24 protein-coding genes are annotated in these 23133 nt (G+C 38.6%); 23 read left to right on the top strand and 1 reads right to left on the bottom strand.

All coding sequences use genetic code 11. The features are described from left to right. The first annotated feature begins 52 nt into the window (after positions 1-52). Both rpoE and ACO1DI_RS10590 read left to right on the top strand, forming a co-directional pair. Entirely contained in the window at positions 53-589 is a 537-nt protein-coding gene (gene rpoE, locus ACO1DI_RS10595) for a DNA-directed RNA polymerase subunit delta (protein ID WP_013059830.1), read from the top strand. 320 nt (positions 590-909) lie between these two features. Beyond that, positions 910-2517: a CTP synthase gene (locus tag ACO1DI_RS10590; RefSeq protein WP_014457748.1), complete on the top strand. Its 1608-nt coding sequence runs from the start codon at positions 910-912 to the stop codon at positions 2515-2517. Positions 2518-2556: 39 nt separating this feature from the next. Here the strand turns inward: ACO1DI_RS10590 and ACO1DI_RS10585 are convergent, their stop codons facing one another. Next, positions 2557-3087: a DUF2529 family protein gene (locus ACO1DI_RS10585; RefSeq protein WP_014457749.1), complete on the bottom strand. Its 531-nt coding sequence runs from the start codon at positions 3085-3087 to the stop codon at positions 2557-2559. 237 nt (positions 3088-3324) lie between these two features. Between ACO1DI_RS10585 and ACO1DI_RS10580 the strand changes: the two genes are divergently transcribed. The 21 genes from ACO1DI_RS10580 to ACO1DI_RS10480 all read left to right on the top strand — a co-directional run bounded on the left by ACO1DI_RS10580 (position 3325) and on the right by ACO1DI_RS10480 (position 22924). After that, the gene (locus ACO1DI_RS10580) at positions 3325-3699 is read left to right on the top strand and encodes a response regulator (RefSeq protein WP_087944205.1); all 375 of its coding nucleotides are present in this window, start codon (positions 3325-3327) and stop codon (positions 3697-3699) included. A gap of 224 nt (positions 3700-3923) precedes the next feature. Next, positions 3924-4781 (top strand): class II fructose-bisphosphate aldolase, encoded by an 858-nt coding sequence (locus ACO1DI_RS10575; protein ID WP_013059826.1) that lies wholly within the window; start codon positions 3924-3926, stop codon positions 4779-4781. 137 nt (positions 4782-4918) lie between these two features. Then, the gene (gene fsa, locus ACO1DI_RS10570) at positions 4919-5563 is read left to right on the top strand and encodes a fructose-6-phosphate aldolase (protein WP_042991807.1); all 645 of its coding nucleotides are present in this window, start codon (positions 4919-4921) and stop codon (positions 5561-5563) included. A 207-nt stretch (positions 5564-5770) separates the two neighbouring features. Continuing rightward, complete coding sequence (locus ACO1DI_RS10565) at positions 5771-7057, top strand: UDP-N-acetylglucosamine 1-carboxyvinyltransferase (RefSeq protein WP_014457751.1); 1287 nt, start codon at positions 5771-5773, stop codon at positions 7055-7057. 525 nt (positions 7058-7582) lie between these two features. Next, on the top strand, positions 7583-8857 hold the full coding sequence (gene rho / locus ACO1DI_RS10560) for a transcription termination factor Rho (protein ID WP_014457752.1): 1275 nt from the start codon (positions 7583-7585) through the stop codon (positions 8855-8857). Positions 8858-9011: 154 nt separating this feature from the next. Beyond that, positions 9012-9212 (top strand): 50S ribosomal protein L31, encoded by a 201-nt coding sequence (gene rpmE / locus ACO1DI_RS10555; protein ID WP_013085477.1) that lies wholly within the window; start codon positions 9012-9014, stop codon positions 9210-9212. Positions 9213-9416: 204 nt separating this feature from the next. Further along, a complete protein-coding gene (locus ACO1DI_RS10550; RefSeq protein WP_153252841.1) occupies positions 9417-10031 on the top strand; it encodes a thymidine kinase in 615 nt (204 codons plus the stop codon). A gap of 138 nt (positions 10032-10169) precedes the next feature. Continuing rightward, positions 10170-11237 carry a peptide chain release factor 1 gene (gene prfA / locus ACO1DI_RS10545; RefSeq protein WP_013059820.1) on the top strand — a complete coding sequence of 356 codons (1068 nt, stop codon included), beginning with the start codon at positions 10170-10172 and terminating at the stop codon, positions 11235-11237. Next, a complete protein-coding gene (gene prmC, locus ACO1DI_RS10540; protein WP_049166301.1) occupies positions 11237-12088 on the top strand; it encodes a peptide chain release factor N(5)-glutamine methyltransferase in 852 nt (283 codons plus the stop codon). Before prfA ends, prmC begins: the two co-directional genes overlap by 1 nt. A 121-nt stretch (positions 12089-12209) precedes the next feature. Next, on the top strand, positions 12210-13103 hold the full coding sequence (spoIIR, locus tag ACO1DI_RS10535; protein ID WP_049166300.1) for a stage II sporulation protein R: 894 nt from the start codon (positions 12210-12212) through the stop codon (positions 13101-13103). An 85-nt stretch (positions 13104-13188) separates the two neighbouring features. Further along, complete coding sequence (locus ACO1DI_RS10530) at positions 13189-13635, top strand: GNAT family N-acetyltransferase (protein WP_014457757.1); 447 nt, start codon at positions 13189-13191, stop codon at positions 13633-13635. A 192-nt stretch (positions 13636-13827) separates the two neighbouring features. Further along, positions 13828-14868, top strand: coding sequence for an L-threonylcarbamoyladenylate synthase (locus ACO1DI_RS10525; RefSeq protein ID WP_014457758.1), 1041 nt, complete (start codon positions 13828-13830; stop codon positions 14866-14868). A gap of 67 nt (positions 14869-14935) precedes the next feature. Beyond that, positions 14936-15496 (top strand): manganese efflux pump MntP family protein, encoded by a 561-nt coding sequence (locus ACO1DI_RS10520; RefSeq protein ID WP_013059815.1) that lies wholly within the window; start codon positions 14936-14938, stop codon positions 15494-15496. 30 nt (positions 15497-15526) lie between these two features. Further along, positions 15527-15676 carry a hypothetical protein gene (locus ACO1DI_RS10515; protein WP_157876225.1) on the top strand — a complete coding sequence of 50 codons (150 nt, stop codon included), beginning with the start codon at positions 15527-15529 and terminating at the stop codon, positions 15674-15676. A 50-nt stretch (positions 15677-15726) separates the two neighbouring features. After that, positions 15727-16155, top strand: a complete 429-nt coding sequence (locus tag ACO1DI_RS10510; protein WP_042991810.1) for a low molecular weight protein arginine phosphatase — start codon at positions 15727-15729, stop codon at positions 16153-16155. Between the two features lie 81 nt (positions 16156-16236). Beyond that, entirely contained in the window at positions 16237-16698 is a 462-nt protein-coding gene (rpiB, locus tag ACO1DI_RS10505) for a ribose 5-phosphate isomerase B (RefSeq protein ID WP_042991811.1), read from the top strand. Positions 16699-16733: 35 nt separating this feature from the next. After that, entirely contained in the window at positions 16734-17285 is a 552-nt protein-coding gene (locus ACO1DI_RS10500; RefSeq protein ID WP_029319400.1) for a TIGR01440 family protein, read from the top strand. Positions 17286-17402: 117 nt separating this feature from the next. Continuing rightward, positions 17403-18647 (top strand): serine hydroxymethyltransferase, encoded by a 1245-nt coding sequence (glyA, locus tag ACO1DI_RS10495; RefSeq protein ID WP_013059811.1) that lies wholly within the window; start codon positions 17403-17405, stop codon positions 18645-18647. A gap of 213 nt (positions 18648-18860) precedes the next feature. Then, positions 18861-19490, top strand: coding sequence for a uracil phosphoribosyltransferase (gene upp, locus ACO1DI_RS10490; RefSeq protein WP_013059810.1), 630 nt, complete (start codon positions 18861-18863; stop codon positions 19488-19490). Positions 19491-19512: 22 nt separating this feature from the next. Then, the gene (gene wecB / locus ACO1DI_RS10485; protein ID WP_042991812.1) at positions 19513-20664 is read left to right on the top strand and encodes a non-hydrolyzing UDP-N-acetylglucosamine 2-epimerase; all 1152 of its coding nucleotides are present in this window, start codon (positions 19513-19515) and stop codon (positions 20662-20664) included. Positions 20665-20731: 67 nt separating this feature from the next. Next, positions 20732-22924: a S8 family serine peptidase gene (locus ACO1DI_RS10480; protein WP_226556368.1), complete on the top strand. Its 2193-nt coding sequence runs from the start codon at positions 20732-20734 to the stop codon at positions 22922-22924. The last annotated feature ends 209 nt before the right edge of the window (positions 22925-23133 follow it).

Below are 23133 nucleotides of genomic sequence, written 5' to 3'. Positions count from 1 at the left end.
ATTGATTTAATAGATTTTCGATATACATAGCCATAGAAAGGATGTGCCAGATTTGAGTTTAGCACAGTACTCAAAAACGGATTTAAAAGAAATGTCGATGATTGAGATTGCTTATGCGCTTCTAGAAGAAAAAACAGATCGTCAAGCAATGTCATTCCAAGAAATTATTGCTGAAATTAAAGCAGCAGCTGAAATGTCAGATCAAGAATTAAAAACGAGATTAGCTCAGTTTTATACAGATATTAATATTGATGGTCGCTTTTTAACAGTAGGGGACAACCACTGGGGTCTTCGTGGATGGTATCCTTTTGACCAAGCTGAAGAAGAAGTTATTCCGGTTGCAAAACCTAAAAAGAAAAAAGCGAAAAAAGCTGTTGTTGAAGAAGTTGAAGATTTTGATGATCTAGAAGAAGATTTAGATTATGAAGATGTTGATGATCTAGACGAAGAAGAAGATTTTGAAGATATTGACGAGCTAGAAGAAGATGAAGATGACCTTGCAGAAGACGACTTTGACGATTTAGAAGATGATCTAGACGATGATGAAGAAGATGAAGAAGAAGATTATGAGGACGAAAAAGAAAAATAATCCTTCTTGACTTTTTCAAGCGAAGTAGGTAGAATCTTTTTTGGGCTCTTTAAACAAGCATTTAAAAAGTTTTTATTTAAAATAGACTATTGCTCCCAATCCAGTTTTGGTATTGGGAGCAATTTTTTTATTTTATCTATCCATGTTTTACACCCCGATAGGTTCTTATAAATCCTTGATAGAAACTTTCTTTTGGTTCTTGAACGTTTCACATTCATAAGGTTTCTTATAATTTCGCATGCACAATGAATGAATTGTGATTGTTTATGTGAAAACTTTTAATATTGTACAGTTCAAATTATTTAGAGGGGGAAGTATAGATGACAAAGTATATTTTCGTAACAGGCGGTGTTGTATCATCTCTAGGAAAAGGGATTACAGCAGCTTCTTTAGGCCGTTTATTAAAAAACCGTGGATTGAACGTAACGATTCAAAAGTTTGATCCGTACATTAACGTAGACCCAGGAACAATGAGTCCATACCAGCACGGTGAGGTATTCGTAACGGATGACGGCGCGGAAACAGACTTAGACTTAGGTCACTATGAGCGTTTTATTGATATCAACTTAAATCGCTACAGCAACGTAACAACAGGTAAAGTATATTCAACCGTATTGAAAAAAGAGCGTCGCGGTGATTATTTAGGCGGAACAGTTCAGGTTATTCCGCACATCACAAATGAAATTAAAGAACGCGTTTTCCGTGCAGGTAAAGAAACAAATGCGGACGTTGTTATTACTGAAATCGGCGGAACGGTAGGAGATATTGAGTCACTTCCTTTCCTAGAAGCTATTCGTCAAATCAAAAGTGATATTGGCCGTGACAATGTTATGTATATCCACTGTACACTTGTGCCATATTTAAAAGCTGCTGGTGAAATGAAAACAAAACCAACACAGCATAGTGTAAAAGAGTTACGTAGCTTAGGTATTCAGCCAAATGTTATCGTTGTTCGTACAGAAATGCCAATTTCTGAAGATATGAAAGACAAGCTAGCTTTATTCTGCGACATTGATCCAAAAGCGGTTATTGAGTGTGCAGACGCTGAAACATTATATGAAATTCCACTATCTCTACAAGAGCAGCACCTAGATCAAATCACATGCGATCACTTGAAATTAGATTGCAAAGAAGCAGAAATGACTGAGTGGAAAGCATTGGTTGAGAAAGTAAAAGGACTTTCAAATACAACAAAAATTGCATTGGTTGGTAAGTATGTAGAGCTTCAAGATGCTTATATTTCTGTCGTAGAAGCAATGAAACATGCTGGATATGCATTCGATGCAGATGTAAACATCAAGTGGGTAAATTCTGAATTTGTAACAAAAGAAAATGTTCAAGATTTACTTGGTGATGTAGACGGTATCTTAGTTCCAGGTGGATTTGGTGATCGTGGAATTGAAGGTAAAATTGTAGCAACACAATATGCACGTGAGCAAAAAGTTCCATTCTTAGGTATTTGCTTAGGTATGCAGCTAGCATCAGTTGAGTTTGCGCGTAATGTATTAGGCTTAGAAGGCGCACATTCAGCAGAAATTGCACCTGAAACAAACTATCCAATTATTGACTTATTACCAGAACAAAAAGACGTAGAAGACCTAGGCGGTACACTACGTTTAGGACTATATCCTTGTAAATTGTCTGAAGATACGCTTGCATATGAAGCATATCAAGATGAAGTGGTATATGAGCGTCATCGTCATCGTTATGAATTTAATAACGAATACCGTCAACAAATGGAAGAGAAAGGCTTTATCTTTTCTGGTACAAGCCCAGACGGCCGTTTAATTGAAATTGTAGAGCTAAAAGACCACCCATGGTTCTTGGCTTCACAATTCCACCCAGAATTTACTTCTCGTCCAACTAGACCACAACCATTGTTCAAAGAATTTATTCGCGCATCAATGGAATCAAGTCAAAACAAATAAGTGAAATAAAAAACACGCTGTCTAAAGACAGCGTGTTTTTTATTTATATTCTTCTACGATTTCTTTTAATGTGAAAGTTAAACCGTAGTATGCGTATAAAGCGACCATCATTGCTGGAAAACCAAATCGTGAGCCGTCTTCTCCAGGAATAAGCGGCTTTAACAATTTTGTATCAATATGTGCATCTGCGAGTGCTGTTAAAGAAGGTTCGGCTATCTCTTTAGGAACAGCAGCAATGCTAACAAATGGAATATCCCGTTTCTTTAAACGTTCAGCTATTTCCACTGCTTTATTATCTGTTGAGAATCGAGAGACAAGCAGTACGCGATCAACGCTAGTCAGCTGATCCAGTTCATGTAAAGGTAAAGCTTTTGCCTGACTTAAAGGTTCTGCACTGCTTAGTGCTTCCAGCGTAATGGCGTGCATTTCTTCTACACCATAAATATAAATAAATCCTTCTCCGACAGAGGCCTGGGCTAAAATACGCGCAGCATCTTCAAATTGGAATTCTTCTTGTTCTTCAATTCGTTTAAAAAAGCCTGAAAGTTGAGTTGTGAAAATTTTAAGCATAGAATCTCCCTTCGATTTAAGCGGCTAAAGCCGTCTATCTACACATTATAACGAAAAAAGCTATCTGTATTCTATCTTGAAATGAGCTACAATGAAAGTAAAGTGCAATGAAGTTGGATGGACGACAAAAAAAGCTATGTTTTGTAACAATTTCTCTAATTAGCAGGGATTTTTGTTTTAAAGGCGAAATACATATGTTAGTTTTGTCTGTATAAGAGGAATATAAAAGGTGGGATTATATTGGCAGAGAAAATTTTAATTGTTGATGATCAGTATGGTATACGTATTTTATTAACGGAAGTGCTGCAAAAAGAAGGCTATACGACATTTCAAGCGGCGAACGGCTTCCAGGCGATTGACATTACAAAAGAGCAAGCACCGGATCTTGTCTTATTAGATATGAAAATTCCAGGAATGGATGGAATTGAAATTTTAAAAAGGTTAAAGCAGCACGATGAAACGATTAAAGTCATCATTATGACCGCTTATGGTGAATTGGATATGATTCAAGAAGCAAAAGATTTAGGAGCATTAACACACTTTGCAAAACCGTTTGATATTGATGAAATCCGAAAAGTTGTTAGGGAATATATACCAGTAAAGTCGAATTAAGGTTTTGATAGGGTTTTCATACTAACAAATTTTGAATATCAGCCTAAAAATGTTGCTGTTTTCATTGTTAGTTGGTATCCTAATTACTGTATTCATAATTCGACAATCTATTATGTAAAGATGCGCGTTGTTTCTACATGAAACACTCAATTCAAGAGCATACTATTTGAGTGTGCCTTTTGGTTAGCATCTAATCTAAGGTTGATTTTAAGGAGGATTTCAATATGCCTTTAGTATCAATGAAAGAAATGCTTATTACAGCAAAAGAACAAGGCTATGCAGTAGGTCAATTTAACTTAAATAACTTAGAGTTTACTCAAGCTATTCTTCAAGCAGCAAAAGAAGAAAACTCTCCAGTTATTCTTGGTGTATCTGAAGGTGCAGCACGCTACATGGGCGGTTTCAAAACTGTTGTAGCAATGGTTGAAGCTCTAATCGAAGATTACGACGTTCAAGTACCAGTTGCAATTCACTTAGACCACGGTTCAAGCTTTGAATCATGTGCAAAAGCAATCCATGCTGGATTCACTTCTGTAATGATCGATGCTTCTCACCACCCATTTGAAGAAAACATTGCAATTACTTCTAAAGTAGTTGAACTAGCTCACTTCCACGGAGTATCTGTAGAAGCAGAACTAGGAACTGTTGGTGGACAAGAAGACGACGTTATTGCTGAGGGCGTTATCTATGCAGATGCTAACGAGTGTGAAGAACTTGTTAACCGTACAGGTATCGATTGCTTAGCTCCAGCATTAGGATCAGTTCACGGACCATACAAAGGTGAACCAAACCTAGGTTTTGCTGAAATGAAAGAAATCGGAGATCGTACAGGCTTACCATTAGTTTTACATGGTGGAACTGGTATTCCAACAAAAGATATCCAAAAATCAGTTTCTTTAGGTACTGCTAAAATCAACGTAAACACTGAAAACCAAATTGCTTCAGCTAAAGCTGTTCGTGAAGTATTAGCTGCGCAACCTGAACAATATGATCCACGTAAATACTTAGGACCTGCTCGCGAAGCAATCAAAGAAACGGTTCAAGGTAAAATGCGTGAATTCGGTTCTTCTAACAAAGCATAATTTGAAATCTTCGGATTACCTGTTTGCGGTTAGTTGAGTCTGAAAAATAAAACCGTCTTATTTTTATTGTAAGGCGGTTTTATTTTTACTATAATTTTCTTATCATTCTGAATACATAACACAGGGGGATGGCATTCATGAAGTTTTTTATTGATACGGCTAATTTAGACGAGATTAAGGAAGCGCATTCATTAGGTTTGTTAGCGGGGGTTACAACAAATCCTAGTTTAGTAGCTAAAGAGAACATCACATTTGAAGATCGTCTTCGTGAAATTACAGAGTTCGTTGAAGGGTCTGTAAGTGCAGAAGTAATTGCGCTTGATGCAGAAGGCATGATTCGAGAAGGACAAGAGCTTGCTGCGATTGCGCCGAATATTACAATCAAGGTACCGATGACTCCAGATGGCTTAAAAGCAGTAAAAGAATTTACTAGTTTAGGTATTAAGACAAACGTTACGCTTATTTTCTCAGCTAACCAAGCGTTAATGGCAGCAAGAGCAGGTGCTACTTACGTATCGCCTTTCTTAGGAAGATTAGACGATATTGGTTTTAATGGCCTCGATTTAATCTCAGATATTGCAGATATTTTTGCAATTCATGACATTCCATCAGAAATTATTGCAGCATCTATTCGTCATCCGATGCACGTAACAGAAGCTGCAAAAAATGGAGCACATATTGCGACAATTCCTTACAAAGTTTTAATGCAATTGTTCAAACATCCGTTAACAAATGCAGGAATTGACCAATTTTTAGCGGATTGGGAAAAACGAAATGTCTAAACATGTATAAATTTGTGTGGCATTTACCATCCTGACAGGTGAATGCCATATTTTTCTTTTATCTTGTCGAAACTATACATGATTTTTTCATTTTCGTGTACACTAGTAGGTAATAGGAAAAATAACCATTCTTTTAGGTATTCTTTGTACCAAAATTTTCCTCAATTACTAGGTGAGAAACTTTCTTTCACTAGAAGGGAGCTATAAATGGAAAAGTTAAAAATACAAGGTGGCTTTACCTTAAGTGGATCCGTCCGCGTCAGTGGTGCTAAAAATAGTGCCGTTGCGCTTATTCCAGCAACAATTTTAGCCGAGTCACCTGTTACAATTGAAGGTCTGCCCGATATTTCAGACGTGCAGTTATTAGGGGATTTAGTTGAAGAAATTGGTGGGAAAGTAACCATTGATAACGACGAATTAACAGTAGATCCATCCGGAATGGTTGCAATGCCTTTACCGAACGGAAAAGTAAAAAAATTACGCGCTTCTTATTATTTAATGGGGGCGATGTTAGGACGCTTTAAAAAAGCGGTAGTTGGGCTTCCAGGAGGCTGTTATCTTGGTCCTAGACCAATCGATCAGCACATTAAAGGCTTTGAAGCTCTTGGCGCTAAAGTAACAAATGAGCAAGGAGCTATTTACATTCGAGCTGAGGAACTGATTGGTGCTCGAATTTATTTAGACGTTGTTAGCGTAGGAGCAACAATCAATATTATGCTCGCTGCTGTAAGAGCAAAAGGGCGTACCGTTATTGAGAATGCTGCTAAAGAGCCTGAAATTATTGATGTAGCTACGTTACTGACAAGTATGGGTGCCCGTATTAAAGGTGCAGGTACGGATGTTATTCGAATTGATGGAGTAGATCAATTAAAAGGATGCCGTCATTCCATCATTCCAGACCGAATTGAAGCAGGCACATATATGATCATGGGAGCGAGTATGGGAAAAGAAGTTGTTGTCGACAACGTTATCCCTCAGCATTTGGAGTCATTAACGGCTAAAATGCGTGAGATGGGTATTCATATCGAAACAAGCTCAGATCAGATTCTTGTAGCGACTCGTCAGCTATTGAAGCCCGTAGATATTAAGACGCTAGTATATCCAGGTTTTCCAACTGATTTACAGCAACCATTTACGACGCTTCTAACAAGAGCGTCTGGTACAAGCGTTGTGACGGATACAATTTACGGTGCAAGGTTTAAGCATATTGATGAGCTGAGACGAATGAATGCATCTGTTAAGGTAGAAGGACGTTCTGCTATTATTAATGGTCCCATTCACTTACAAGGTGCGCGTGTGAAAGCGTCGGACTTACGAGCAGGAGCAGCTCTCGTAACCGCTGGCTTAATGGCCAAAGGGATTACAGAGGTAACGGGTTTAGAGCACATTGACCGAGGTTACAGTCATTTAGTAGACAAGCTATCGGAGTTAGGGGCAATGATTTGGCGTGAAGAGATGACTCAAGAGGAAATTGAGCAATTTCAAAATTCATAGAGGCAAATCGGTGCCACAGTCATGAAATCAAAGTCTAGAAAAGAGCTTTTTAATAAGCTACACAGGCGTAGGAGGGTTCTTCTATGTCTGTGTAGCTTATATATTTATGAATAGGGTAAATAGATAGAAAGGGAAGCTAAAAGATAAATTTCACTTCTTATTTTAACGTCCAGTTTATTTCCTTTAATGTGAAATTATGAAAAGGTTTTCCTCGCTCCTCGTAAGCTATTAAATTTCCTTTTTTTTATTCATCTTCTAAAGTAAAAAAAGATTGATTAAAAAGATAGAAAAAGGTTAGAATATAAATTGCTACGTTAAATTTATCAAGATAATATAAATGGTTTTATGTCGGAATTATTCTTCTAAAAGTGTATAGTTAATCAATTGATTCTACTTATTATACTTCAAAGGTTATATTCTCCATTTTCACAGATTTATTCCATCCATATCATCTCTCAATTTTATATTTGAATTTAATATGGGAGGAACGGTTAAAAATTATTCATTATAAAGCGTGGTGTCCTAATGAACTTAACATTATCCAGTTTAGAAAATATGAAATTAAAAGAGCTATATGAACATGCTCGTGAGTATAAAGTTTCGTACTATAGTAAATTAACGAAAAAAGAACTTGTCTTTGCTATTTTAAAGGCTCAAGCTGAACAAGATGGGCTTTTATTTATGGAAGGCGTTCTTGAAATTATTCAGTCAGAAGGATTCGGTTTCTTACGACCAATTAACTATTCACCGAGTTCAGAAGATATTTATATCTCAGCTTCACAAATTCGTCGCTTCGATCTGCGTAATGGAGACAAGGTATCGGGGAAAGTTCGTCCTCCAAAAGAAAATGAGCGCTACTACGGATTATTACATGTAGAAGCAGTAAACGGAGAAGACCCAGAAACGTCAAAAGAACGCGTACATTTTCCAGCACTAACCCCGATTTATCCAAATGAGCAAATGCTGCTGGAAACTCAGCCAAGAAGTTTCTCTACGCGTATTATTGACTTGATTTCACCAATTGGATTTGGGCAAAGGGGACTAATTGTTGCGCCGCCAAAGGCAGGTAAAACGATGCTGTTAAAAGAAATTGCCAATAGCATTACAACGAATCATCCTGATGCAGAATTGATTGTCCTTCTTATTGATGAGCGTCCTGAGGAAGTGACGGACATTGAGCGTTCGGTTGACGGTGATGTTGTCAGTTCTACATTTGACGAAGTGCCAGAAAACCACATTAAAGTAGCGGAACTTGTCCTTGAACGTGCGATGAGATTAGTCGAACACAAAAAAGATGTTGTCATTTTGATGGATAGCATTACAAGGCTTGCTCGTGCTTATAACTTAGTTATTCCACCGAGCGGTCGTACACTATCAGGGGGTATTGACCCGGCTGCTTTTCACCGTCCAAAACGATTCTTTGGAGCTGCTCGTAACATTGAAGATGGAGGCAGCTTAACCATTCTAGCAACAGCCTTAATTGATACAGGCTCTCGTATGGATGATGTTATTTATGAAGAATTTAAAGGTACAGGTAACATGGAGCTGCATCTAGATCGTTCACTAGCTGAAAAACGTATCTTCCCTGCGATTGACATTCGTCGCTCAGGCACACGTAAAGAAGAGCTGTTAATTCCAAAAGAGCATTTAGACCACTTATGGGCAATTCGTAAATCAATGGCAGATGCTCCTGATTTTGCAGAAAAATTCTTAAAACGTTTACGTCAAACAAAGACAAATGAAGAGTTCTTCTCGATGTTAACGGAAGAGAAAAAAACGCTTCTAGCAAATAAACGATAAGTTATAAAACATGTGGTTGCAAAAGCATACAACCCTTGTTATAATTTCATCATGTGTGTTGATAAAGTACACAGTGAAATAGTTATTATTTCATCACTATCTTTATCAATAAACTCTGTTTCAGAATGATTCAGGGCGGAAGGAGATGAAACGAATGAAAACAGGAATTCATCCAAACTATAAAACAGTTATGGTTAAATGTACTTGCGGAAACGAATTTGAAAGTGGTTCTGTAAAAGAAGAGATCCGCGTTGAGACTTGTTCTGAATGTCACCCATTCTACACTGGTCGTCAAAAATTCGCTGAAGCTGGTGGCCGTGTTGATCGCTTCAACAAAAAATACGGTCTTAAATAATCACATTGTCGAAACAAACAGGCAAGTAGCTTAACTTCTTGCCTGTTTTTTTGCTTATAAAAGTAGAAAAACAGTGTCTGCTTGATAAAAAAGTGGGTACTTTATCATAAGAATAAGATCTACATAGAAGACGTAGATTAAGTTAGTAGCGGTTCGCTCAGAAACGGAACGAGAAGAAGGGAGAGTCCCGCAGTGGTGTACGTAATGAAACAAAGCGGTTGGATAGAAGTAATTTGTGGCAGTATGTTTTCAGGGAAATCAGAAGAGTTGATTCGACGTGTGCGCCGTACGCAGTTTGCTAAACAAAAAGCACAAGTGTTCAAGCCTGCAATTGATAATCGATATAGCGAAGAAGCTGTCGTTTCACATAATGGTACATCTGTTATGGCTTATTCAATCTCGGCATCGCGCGATATTTTAAAGCGAGTAAATGAAGAGACAGACGTAGTAGCGATAGACGAAGTACAGTTTTTTGACACAGATATTTTAGAAATTGTTCAATCTTTAGCAGATCAAGGCTTTCGTGTGATCGTAGCAGGGTTAGACCAAGACTTCAAAGGTGAACCTTTTGGACAAATGCCGCAGTTAATGGCCATTGCAGAATCGGTAACAAAGCTACAGGCCGTGTGCGCTTCATGTGGCTCTCCTGCGAGTCGTACGCAGCGTTTGATTAACGGTGAGCCTGCTTCTTATGACGACCCTATCATTTTAGTCGGTGCGTCTGAATCTTACGAACCAAGATGTCGTCATTGCCACGTTGTGCAAAAGTCCAAAGGACAAGCTGTGTCTGTGGACTCAAGCGAAATGGTCGAAAAATAAAGCAAGAATTTTATGATGATAAAAACAGAACGCGCAGTTCTGTTTTTTTGTTCATATACGTGTATTAACAAGGTTTTGACTCTATTTTAAAGCTATACTATAATTACAATGTTATGGATAAAGAATGAGGTGAATGACGTGTTTGATCGTTTAGAAGCGGTAGAGGCGCGCTATGAGAAGTTAAACGAACTTCTGAGTGACCCTGAGATCGTAAACAACCCCTCTAAGTTGAGAGAATATTCGAAGGAACAATCAGATATACAACAAACGGTAGCCGCTTATCAGGAATACAAAGATGTAAAAGAGCAGTTATCAGAAGCGAAAACGATGCTTGAAGATAAGCTTGATGCAGATATGCGTGACATGGTAAAAGAAGAAATTGCCGAGTTAGAAACGCAGCAAGAAGAGCTAGTTGAAAAGCTACGTATTTTATTAATTCCAAAAGATCCAAACGATGATAAAAACGTAATCATGGAGGTTCGTGGAGCGGCTGGTGGAGATGAAGCAGCATTATTTGCAGCTAACTTGTACCGCATGTATTCGCGCTTTGCTGAATCACAAGGCTGGAAAACAGAAGTAATGGAAGCAACGACTACTGGAGTAGGCGGTTATAAAGAAATCATCTTTATGATTAACGGTAAAGGTGCGTACTCAAAGATGAAATTTGAAAACGGTGCACACCGTGTTCAACGCGTTCCTGAAACGGAATCAGGCGGTCGTATTCATACATCTACAGCAACGGTAGCATGTCTTCCTGAAGCAGAAGAAGTCGAAGTGGACATTCATGAAAAAGATATCCGTGTAGATACATTTGCTTCAAGTGGACCTGGAGGTCAAAGTGTTAATACGACGATGTCAGCCGTTCGTTTAACGCATTTACCAACAAATACAGTGGTATCATGTCAAGATGAAAAGTCTCAGATTAAAAATAAAGAAAAAGCAATGAAAGTATTGCGTGCTCGCGTGTACGATAAGTTCCAGCGAGAAGCACAAGCAGAGTACGATGCAACGCGCAAACAAGCAGTTGGATCAGGAGATCGCTCTGAGCGTATCCGTACGTATAACTTCCCGCAAAATCGCGTAACGGACCATCGTATTGGTCTGACGATTCAAAAGTTAGATCAAATCTTAGAAGGCAAGCTTGATGAAATTATCGATGCATTAGTAATGGAAGACCAAGCGCGCCGAATGGAAGATTCGAACTAATGAAAGTATTTGAAGCCCTTAAGTGGGCTTCTTCTTTTTTGAAAGAGGCAAAGCGAGATGAAAACGCGGGAGAACTCTTGCTTCGCCATCACTTACAAATGACGAGAACTCATTTGCTAGGTTCTCTGCAGGAAGAACTAGAAGAAGAAATTCTAAAAAGATTTGAACAAGATGTCCATGCTCATAAAGCAGGGATGCCTGTACAATATCTCATCGGGACAGAAGAATTTTACGGGCGTTCATTTATTGTAAACGAACATGTATTAATTCCAAGACCCGAAACGGAAGAGCTGGTATACGGAATGATTTCTCGAATAAAAAAAGAATTTCAACACCAGCCTATTGAGCTTGTAGATATTGGAACGGGAAGTGGGGCAATTGCTATCACTTTGGCCCTCGAACTTAACAGAGTAGATGTTATAGCAACAGATATAGCTACGGAATCTCTAAATGTAGCCAAGGAAAATGCTCAAAATCTAGATGCTGATGTCAAGTTTATACAGGGAGATCTATTACAACCATTTCTATCATCGAAGCAGAAATTTGATGTGATTGTGTCTAATCCACCTTATATTCCAGCAGATGATGAGTTGTCCACAGTGGTAAAAGATCATGAGCCAAATCGAGCTCTTTTTGGGGGAAAAGATGGCCTGGATTTTTATCGACGTTTTATGGAAGAGCTGCCATACGTGACGAAGCCAAATACTATTATTGGATTTGAAGTTGGGGCCGGACAGACAAAAGATGTAGCTGAGATGCTGCAAAAAACGTTTCCGACAGCTTTTGTAGAATGTGTATATGATATTAATGGAAAAGATCGAATGGTATTTGCACAACTTCGTGAGCACTAAAAAAATCAGAGGGAATGATTTTCCCTTTGATTTTTGAAAATCATGCATTTTTTTACTAAATTACTAGTTTAAGATATCTTGCTTTCGGCCATACTGTTCCTATGAAAGGGCGGTGGCCGAAATGAAGAAATATGCTATCATTTATTTTATTTTATTAATTATTGGAGCAAATGCTCAACTTATATATACACATAACCAAGTGCAGGCAGATCAGCCTGCAGTCATTCCAGACGAGGCAATTCGACTGCGCATTTTAGCAAACAGCGACGGTGAAAAAGATCAGTACGTAAAACGTCTGATTCGTGACCGCGTGAACGAACAAATCACAGAATGGGTAAAAGATTTAACATCTGTAACTGTAGCTCGAAAAACAATTAAAGAAAATTTGCCGGCGCTTGAAACAATTGCGAAAGAAGTGCTAAAAGAAGAAGGCGTAAATGAATCTGTTCATGTTAAATTCGGAAAAGTAGAGTTTCCTACTAAGTTGTACGGTCAGTTTTTATATCCAGCAGGTGAGTATGAAGCCGTGCTTATTACTCTTGGCAAAGGAGAGGGAGCAAACTGGTGGTGTGTACTATTCCCTCCTTTATGCTTCTTAGATTTCTCAAACGGTGAAGCGGTAAAGGCGCCAGAACCATCTGAAGAAGAGCAAAAGGAAGAAAAAGAGAAACCAGCCGCTTCTGAATCAAAATCTGCAGACAAAACAGATGCCAAATCGGCTGAAAGTAAAGAACCCGCAGTGAAAACAGAAATTCAATCGGCAACTATTACATCGGATTCTATTGAGGAGAAAGCTGAGGAACCTTCTCAACCAACAATATCTTCTAAAGAAGCAATTGCAAAAGATACAATCGGCACAGTAAAGGAAGAAACAAGTGCTAAAGTTGAAAAAAAGGAAAGTAAAGAAGCTGAAAAGTCTGTTTCATCTAAGAAAAAAGCTGATTCTCAATCAAAAGAAGATTCTGTAGAAGTTAAGTTTTTTGTAGTAGAATGGGTATCGTCAGTATTTAATTAATAGAATCATTAAAAATAAAATTCAGTTCTACTTTTTTTAATCATCTCATAGATTTGTTACTAGAAAACAAGTTGAGGTGATTAAAATGAGAGAACAATTAAAAATTGCCAGTAAACATGATTATATCCGAATTCAACAGTTCTTACAAAAAGCGGGCATTAGCACAGCTGGCGTGGAAGAGCATATTCATCAATTTGTCATAATGGAAAATGAAGAAGGCGAGCTGCTAGCAACAGTTGGGTTTGAAAAAGAAGGTGTGGATGGAATTCTCCGCTCCCTTGTCGTATCACCTTCTTTAATGCAATCTGATATTCTGCTGCTATTTAAAAGCATCGTCCAGCTGGCTCAAAAGCATGGCGTGAAGCAACTATATTTACTAACAAATAAGGCATCTTCTCTGCATTTTTTTCAAATGATGAATTTTCAGCAAACATCTTACAGTGCACTGCCGGAGTTGTTAAAAGAACATTCTTATTTAAAAAAGTTACCAAACCCTCAGGATGTCTACGTGATGTTTTATGCAGCTAGTTAAAAGAAAATGTGGATAAATCATTTTAATGGAGTATCCACAATGTTATTCACAAAAATATAAGCTTTATCCACATTTTGTGGATAAAGCTTGTTTATTGATATAATGAACTCATGTATTTTACTACTTTTAATACATATTGTACTTTTAAAGTAAAAAAAACCTAGATATAGAAAGAAAAAGGAGTTGAAGAAGATGGAAACTAAGTTATGGGTTGTGGATAATTTTATGAACGAAAAAGATATTTATCCACAGATAGAAGAAGCGGCAGATTTGCTGCGCAATCACGAAGTAGTTGCTTTTCCTACAGAGACGGTGTATGGATTAGGAGGAGATGCCACATCAGATAAAGCTGTGGATAAAATTTTTGCAGCGAAAGGACGTCCTAGTGATAACCCTCTTATTGTTCATATTGGAGATAAAGAGCAGCTCCATACATTTGTAGAGTCGATTCCTTCAAAAGCAGAGAAAGTGATTGATGCTTTTTGGCCGGGCCCTCTTACAGTAATATTACCTAAAAAAGATCGAGTTTCAGATAAGGTTACGGCTGGTTTAAACAGCATTGCAGTGAGAATGCCATCACATCCGGTAGCCCTCGCATTATTAAAGAAAGTGGATTTGCCTATCGCAGCTCCTAGTGCAAATCTTTCCGGCAAGCCAAGTCCCACTCTAGCTCATCATGTGATGAATGATTTAGAAGGGCGTATTAGCGGAGTTGTGGATGGAGGAGCAACGGGGGTAGGAGTAGAGTCGACTGTCCTTGACTGTACCGAAGAGATTCCTATTATTTTACGTCCGGGCGGCATTACTCAGAAAGAGTTGGAAAATGTAATTGGTCCCGTAAAAGTAGATCGAGCGTTATTAAGTGATAAAGAAGCGCCAAAATCTCCAGGTATGAAATATACGCATTACGCACCTGATGCACCGCTTGTCATTGTTGACGGCAGTTCAGATTTTTTCCAATCTATTATTGATCGCTATAAAGATCAGGGTAAGCGAGTGGGGGTATTAACGACATCTGAACATGAAGATGCGTATAAAGCGGATGCGGTTATCACATGTGGATCTCGTTCAAATTTAGAGACGGTTGCTAGCCACTTATACGAGTCGCTTCGTTCATTTAATGAGTGTGATGTAGATATTATCGTTAGTGAAAGTTTTTCTGAAGAAGGAGTCGGTCATGCCGTTATGAATCGATTAATGAAAGCGGCAGGACATCATGTGATTAAGCAATAAAATTCATCTTCTAAACCTTTTCGAATGTGCATATTTTGAAATAGGAGCACGTCCGAGGAGGGTAAAGATGAATGTATCTCAGTTAATTAGTGAAATGATCACGTTAGTCATTATGGCGTTTGCCTTAGGAATGGATGCTTTCTCAGTTGGTTTGGGAATGGGGTTAATTCGTTTACGCTTTCGCCAAATTTTCTACATTGGTGTTGTTATCGGTGTATTTCATATTTGGATGCCACTGTTAGGCATGTTTATTGGACGACTATTGTCTGATAAACTTGGAATGTTTGCTACCTATGGCGGTGGGATTTTATTGCTGATTCTTGGAGCCCAGATGATTTATTCCTCCTTTAAGCATGACGATACGCCGTTTATCAAACCAGTTGGCTTTGGACTGTTATTTTTTGCGCTCAGCGTGAGTCTAGATAGTTTTTCTGTTGGACTTAGCTTAGGTATTTTTGGGGCAAGAACGTTTTTGACCATTATTGTTTTTGGCGTAGTGAGTATGCTATTAACTTGGTTAGGACTGCTGCTAGGCAGAAGAGTACAAGGCTGGCTTGGTTCATATAGTGAGGCGCTGGGCGGGAGCATTTTATTAGCTTTTGGCATCAAATTGTTACTACCTTTTTAACTATATATAAATTGGTAAGGGGTCATGACCATGCAGGTTATGGTCTTTTTTTGCTTCTTTTGGATTGTAGCGATAAAAGAAGGAAAGCGAAGTCGTTTTTTCGAGATGGATGAAGCGGTAATGGATAAAAAATACCCAGAAAAGCGAACTGGATTTATGCAAGCAATAGAGATACAATAGGGTGGAATGTCAACATAGTCGAACATAGTGAAAGCAAGGGAGGATGTATCTTGAAAAACATCTTATTTGTATGTACAGGAAACACGTGCCGCAGCCCTATGGCAGAAGCGTTGCTCAAAGCTAAAGAGATAGATGGAATAAACGTGAAGTCTGCAGGTGTATTCGCTTCAAATGGAAGCGAAGCTTCTGTTCATGCACAAGTTGCCCTTCAACAGAAAGGTATAGCTTGTTCTCATGCTTCGGCAGCATTAACGGAAGAACAATTGATGTGGGCTACTTATATTTTTACGATGACGGAGCAGCATAAAATGCTGATTTTGAACCAAGCTCCATACGTAAGTGATAAATTGTTTACACTAAAAGAATTTGCCGACGAGCAAGGTGAAGTATCTGATCCGTTTGGAGGATCATTACGGACGTACGAACAGACTTTAGAAGAGTTAGAGCGTATGATTAACAAAATAGTCGACAAATTATAAAAGGTCCCATAAATTTTTGCTGACTTAAAATGAACAGAAATTTAATATAAGACGAAGGTTATGTATGAGGAGGAAACAAAGATGAAAGTAGCTATTGCATCTGACCACGGCGGTATAAATTTGCGACAGGAAATTATCTCTTTAATGGAAGAATTAAATATTGAATATGTGGATTTAGGGTGTGAATGCTCAACATCTGTCGACTATCCGGATTATGCACTTCCCGTTGCCCAAAAAGTGGCGAGCCAAGAAGTAAGCCGAGGCATTCTTATTTGTGGAACAGGTATCGGTATGAGTATAGCAGCTAATAAAGTAAAAGGAATTCGCTGCGCTCTAGTGCATGATACATTCAGTGCAAAAGCAACAAGAGAACATAATGATAGCAACATTTTGGCAATGGGTGAACGTGTCATTGGGCCGGGACTTGCACGTGAAATTGCGAAAATTTGGTTAATGACGGAATTTGAAGGCGGTCGCCATGAAAATCGCGTGAATAAAATTAAACAGTATGAGCAGCAAAGCGATGCAACAGTAACTGTATAATGTGAACGTATTCAATGAAAGAAAGGAAGAAAAACGTGTCTGAACTTACGAAATGGAAAGAGCAGTTGGAAACAGTTTTATCTGATTTTTTAGCGCAAGTGCAGTTGTCTTCAGAACATACACTTGTCATTGGATGCAGTACAAGCGAGGTAATTGGTGAAAAAATAGGAACCGCAGGCGCAATGGAAGTCGCAGAAATGATTTTTGATACACTAGCAGATTTTCGAAAAAAAACGGGTGTCCACTTAGCATTTCAATGCTGTGAACATCTCAATCGAGCACTGGTAGTAGAAAGAGAATTAGCTCGTAAAGAGCGGTTAGAAATCGTTAGTGTTGTTCCTATTCATAAGGCAGGCGGAGCGATGGCTACACAGGCCTATGGCCAGCTTAAAGATCCTGTTTTGGTAGAGTTTATTAAAGCTGATGCCGGTATTGATATTGGAGATACATTCATTGGTATGCATTTAAAGCATGTCGCAGTACCCGTTCGTTGTACGTTAAACGCAGTTGGACACGCTCATGTTACTGTAGCAAAGACGCGTCCAAAACTAATTGGTGGAATGAGAGCGTTTTACGAACTTTCGTAATTAAATATATTAAAATAATACACATTTTTTCTTTTTTATTCTAAATAAATCATGTTACAATGTAGTTGAATCAACAAATAACGAACATTGCGAATACGAAACGAGGAGAGGATTTTGATGGAGAAACAACTAATGCAACAAGATCCAGCAGTTTATAATGCGATCAAGGATGAATTACAAAGACAACGTACTAAGATTGAGCTAATTGCTTCAGAAAACTTTGTAACAACAGCGGTAATGGAAGCACAAGGTTCAGTTTTAACAAATAAATATGCTGAAGGCTATCCAGCTAAACGTTACTACGGCGGTTGTGAACACGTGGACGTAGTAGAAGACTTAGCTCGTGATCGTGCAAAAGAAATTTTCGGAGCAGAGCACGTGAACGTTCAACCTCACTCAGGTGCACAAGCAAACATGGCTGTATACTTCACTGTTTTAGAAGCTGGAGACACAGTACTAGGTATGAATTTATCGCACGGCGGTCACTTAACGCACGGAAGTCCTGTTAACTTTAGTGGTGTTCAGTACAATTTCATCGAATATGGCGTAGATCGTGAAACACATCGTATTAACTACGATGATGTATTAGAAAAAGCTCGTACACATAAACCAAAATTAATTGTGGCTGGTGCAAGCGCATATCCACGCGCAATCGACTTCAAGCGTTTCCGTGAAATCGCTGATGAAGTAGGGGCTTATTTAATGGTAGACATGGCTCACATTGCTGGTCTAGTAGCTGCAGGACTTCATCAAAATCCTGTGCCACATGCTCATTTCGTTACAACTACAACACATAAAACACTGCGCGGACCACGCGGCGGTATGATTTTATGTAAAGAAGAATTCGCGAAAAAGATTGATAAGTCAATCTTCCCTGGTATTCAAGGTGGTCCATTAATGCACGTTATCGCTGCCAAAGCAGTAGCGTTTGGTGAAGCATTACAAGATGAATTTAAGCACTATGCTCAAAATATCATCGACAATGCTAATCGTTTAGCAGAAGGATTAAAGAAAGAAGGATTTGCTCTTGTATCTGAAGGAACAGACAATCACCTTGTGTTAATCGACGTAAGCTCAATGAATTTGACAGGTAAAGTAGCTGAAAAAGCACTTGATGATGTAGGTATTACAACAAACAAAAATACAATTCCTTATGATGAGCAAAGCCCATTTGTAACAAGCGGTATTCGTATTGGTACAGCTGCGGTTACAACTCGCGGATTTGGCTTAGAAGAGATGGATGAAATTGCTTCTATCATCGGATTAACGCTTAAAAATATTGAAGATGAAGAAAAGTTAGCTGAAGCTAAAACACGCGTTGAAGCTTTAACAAGCAAGTTTGAAATGTATAAATCACTCTAAGAGAGACAGGCCTTTGTGCCTGTTTTTTTATGGAGAAAGTGGTAGCAATTCAATCATTTTTTGAATAATGCTTGAACTCAAAAACTTTTTTCTGTAAAATGAATGCAATGTATAAATTTAATTAGCAAGAGATATGTTTTTACTAGTACGTACCATTCAATTCGTTGAATGGTATTTTAATGTGTACATCTTTATATATAAGGAGAGATATCAATGGGCAAAGTATACGTATTTGATCACCCGCTTATTCAACACAAATTAACTTACATACGCGATGTAAAAACGGGAACGAAAGAGTTTCGTGAATTAGTTGATGAAGTGGCAAGCTTAATGGCTTTTGAAGCGACACGTGATTTACCGCTAGAAGACGTTGAAATTGAAACACCGGTTTGCAAAACAAAGTCAAAAGTTATTGCAGGGAAAAAGCTTGGTATTGTTCCAATTCTTCGTGCTGGTATCGGCATGGTAGATGGATTTTTAAAACTAATGCCAGCTGCTAAAGTTGGACACGTTGGCTTATATCGTGATCCAGAAACATTACAGCCTGTTGAATATTATGTAAAGCTACCTAATGATGTAGAAGAGCGTGACTTTATTGTAGTAGATCCTATGCTTGCAACAGGAGGGTCAGCTGTAGAAGCAATCAACTCTCTTAAAAAAAGAGGCGCTAAAAACATTAAATTTATGTGTTTAATTGCTGCTCCTGAAGGCGTGGAAATCGTAAAAGAAGCACACCCTGACGTAGATATTTACATTGCGGCATTAGATGAAAAATTAAATGACCATGGATATATTGTTCCAGGTTTAGGTGATGCAGGAGATCGTTTATTCGGTACAAAATAATTTGTAGATTCGGGTGATGAACATGAAGCAGCCAATTAAAGTAATGACGATATTCGGGACAAGACCAGAAGCAATTAAAATGGCCCCTCTAGTGCTGGAGCTTAAAAAGCGACCGGAGGAGTTCGAAGCGATTGTTACAGTAACGGCTCAGCACCGTGAAATGTTAGACCAAGTATTGAGCATTTTTGACATTCAGCCTGACTATGATCTTAACATTATGAAAGATCGCCAAACCCTTATGGACGTAACGACCAGAGGATTAGAAGGTTTGGACGACGTAATGAAAAAAGTAAAGCCGGACATCGTACTTGTACACGGCGATACAACTACGACGTTTATTGCCGGACTGGCAGCTTTTTATAATCAAATTCAGGTGGGACATGTTGAAGCAGGTTTGCGCACATGGAATAAATATTCTCCATATCCGGAAGAAATGAACCGTCAGCTTACAGGCGTTCTCGCTGATTTGCATTTTGCTCCAACCGATAAGTCTGCAGCTAATTTGCAAGCAGAGAATAAAAAAGAAGAGCGAATCTTCGTGACTGGAAACACAGCTATCGATGCGTTAAAAACGACAGTAAAAGAGACATATGAGCATGAAGTGTTAACGAAATTGGGAGATGATCGTCTTATTTTATTAACGGCGCATCGCCGCGAAAATTTAGGCGAACCAATGAAAAACATGTTCCGTGCTGTTAAACGTATTGTGGATGAACATGAAGATGTGCAAGTTGTGTATCCTGTTCATTTAAATCCGGTAGTTAGAGAAACAGCAAACGATATCTTAGGAAATGACTCACGCATTCATTTAATTGAACCGTTAGACGTAATTGACTTCCATAACTTCGCTGAGCGCGCTCATATTATTTTGACAGATTCGGGTGGTGTTCAAGAAGAAGCTCCTTCATTAGGCGTACCTGTATTGGTACTTCGTGATACAACAGAGCGACCGGAAGGAATTGAAGCAGGGACGCTCAAACTAGCAGGAACGGAAGAAGAAACGATTTATGCGCTAGCAAAAGAGCTGTTAATAGATGAAGACGTATATAAGCAAATGTCACAAGCATCGAATCCTTACGGAGACGGCTTAGCTTCTAAACGCATTTGTGATGCTATTAGCTACTATTTCAACCGTCGTGAAAACAGACCGGAAGCTTTTAATCCGCTTTCGTAAGATTTCTAAACACCTTTCACATGAAAAGTGTCTCTTTGAGACACGATAGTGTGAGAGGTGTTTTTTTATGTGGATTAAATGGTTAATGATTAGCTTTATATTAGGAAGCGGGGGAGGGCAAATGTCGCTCGATCCCACATTTCCTTCTATAAAACAAGAAATGAATCATCAGGAAAAATCAATAATTGTCATGATTGAAAAAGAAAAATTCGCGAAATTTAAAAGTCAGCTACAAAAAAATTATCCTAATATAAAGATTAAAAGCGAATTTCACACGGTGTTTACAGGACTTTCGTTAAACGGCTCCATCTCGGATTTGGAAAAACTATCTCATAATCCTTCTATTATTAGTTCACATTCTATTAAAAACTACCAGGTTGCAGAAGAAAATAGCGTAACGTTCATTGGCTCAGAACAGGTAAGAGGCTTGTTAGATACTCACAATCAGCGCTTAACAGGAAAAGGAATCAAAGTAGGCGTTATCGATACGGGGGTTGATTATTCTCACCCTGATTTAAAACAAACCTACAGAGGGGGGTACGATGTAATAGATGAAGATTATGAGCCGATGGAAACCACTCGGGAGCAAGGAGAGCCTACTCTGCATGGCACTCATGTAGCTGGTATTATTGCAGCAAACGGAAATGTTAAAGGTGTAGCACCTCAAGCGGAGATTTACGCATACCGAGCTCTTGGACCAGGAGGGGCTGGAACGTCTGAAAGTGTGATTCTAGCTATCGAAAAAGCAATTCAAGATGATGTAGACATTATTAATTTATCATTAGGAAATGATGTGAATGGCCCTGATTTACCAACAAGCTTAGCGTTAGATCGAGCTGTTGAAAAAGGAATTGTAACGGTCACATCTAGCGGCAATTCAGGTCCAGGTTTATGGACCGTGGGCTCTCCGGGTACAGCGGGAAAAGCTATTTCGGTTGGCGCTTCTGTTTCCCCGACAACAGTTCAATTTCTAACAATCGGATTTAACAAAGAAAAAATTATGATGGCGCCAGTAGAAGGGTCTCGTCCATGGACGTTTAATCAAACGCTGCGTGTAATAAATGAAGAATACTCCAAAGAGCAAAAGCATGCGTTGGGCAACGTCATTTTGCTAAAAGCAGAAGGCAATGCGGTTGAAAAAAAGATTAAACAAGCTGAACAGGCAGGAGCAAAAGCCGTTATTTTATATAGTCCGACTGAAAAAAGCATAATCGGTAAACTAAAAGATTCAGTAAATATTCCAGTGATATGGGTAAGTAAAAAAAGCGGTGATACCATTAACCAACACATTCAGTCTCAACAACCATACTTACGCACTGGCAAGCAAGTGGTGCAAGACTTACTCACATCTTTCAGTTCAAGAGGGCCTGTAACGACTACTTGGGGAATCAAGCCGGACGTTGTCGCACCTGGTTACTTCATTAATAGTACAGTTCCTGGAGGATATGAACGCATGCATGGCACGAGTATGGCTGCGCCCCATGTAGCTGGAGCGTGCGCCCTTATTTTACAAGCTCACCCGAACTGGTCTCCTGAACAAGTCAAAGCTTCATTGATGAACACAAGTAAAGTAATGGAGCAGCTAAACGGTCAAACGTATCGCGTATATGAACAAGGAGCCGGGAGAATTCAAATAGCAAAAGCTGTCACAGCAGACTCTTTGTTTTATCCATCTTCTTTATCTTTCGGTATTTTTACGCGCCCATCAAAGAAAGTCTTATCATTTAAAATTGATAACCAGTCTGGTAAAGCAAAAACGTATCGCTTAAACGTTCCAAAAAGGGATGAAGGAGTGAACTGGGATGTTCCATTACCCGTCACGGTGCAGCCCCATCAGACAAAAGAAATAGCTGTCACTTTATCGGTGCAGCCCCGTTTTAAAAATAAAGGTATATATGACGGATATTTGGAAATAAATGATTCACGTGAAACATTTTCGCTTCCTTATATGTACATGGTTAGCATTCCAGATTATCCTCGTGTCATGGGATTGCAAGTAGCAGCGGAAAAAGAGAAAAATACGTATAGCTATGAACTGTTTTTGCCTGAAGGAGCAGATCAGTTAGGCGTTGCTCTTTTTGATAAGCAGTCTTTACAGTTTGTGTCGTATTTAGATGTTGACGTTGATGTAGAAAGAGGCATGAGAAAACGAAAAATAACGATTGATGAATCGCTTGTACCAGGGGTGTACCAAATATTTGCATTTGTGAAAAAGCATAGACAAGAGCAGGTTGTACACAGTACAATAACGATTGAATGAACCTCTTTAAATGTTTTCATTTGAAGAGGTTTTATGTGTGGCAGAAATGTGAACAATAAGAAGAGATTGTGAAGTTTTTAGCTTAAACACATTGACATTAAATATACGCTATTGTATGCTTACAGGGAATATAAATGATAAGGTTTTCAACCTGTGAAAACCGTTGATATTTCTGCGTATTTTATTAGCTGTTTTTACCTTTTTTAGCA

Origin of the sequence: Priestia sp. 40, from assembly GCF_049368575.1 — a bacterium.
Classification (GTDB): Bacteria; Bacillota; Bacilli; order Bacillales; family Bacillaceae_H; genus Priestia; species Priestia zanthoxyli.
Note: the sequence above shows the minus strand (reverse complement) of the source record. Positions and strands in the feature narration are given on the sequence as shown.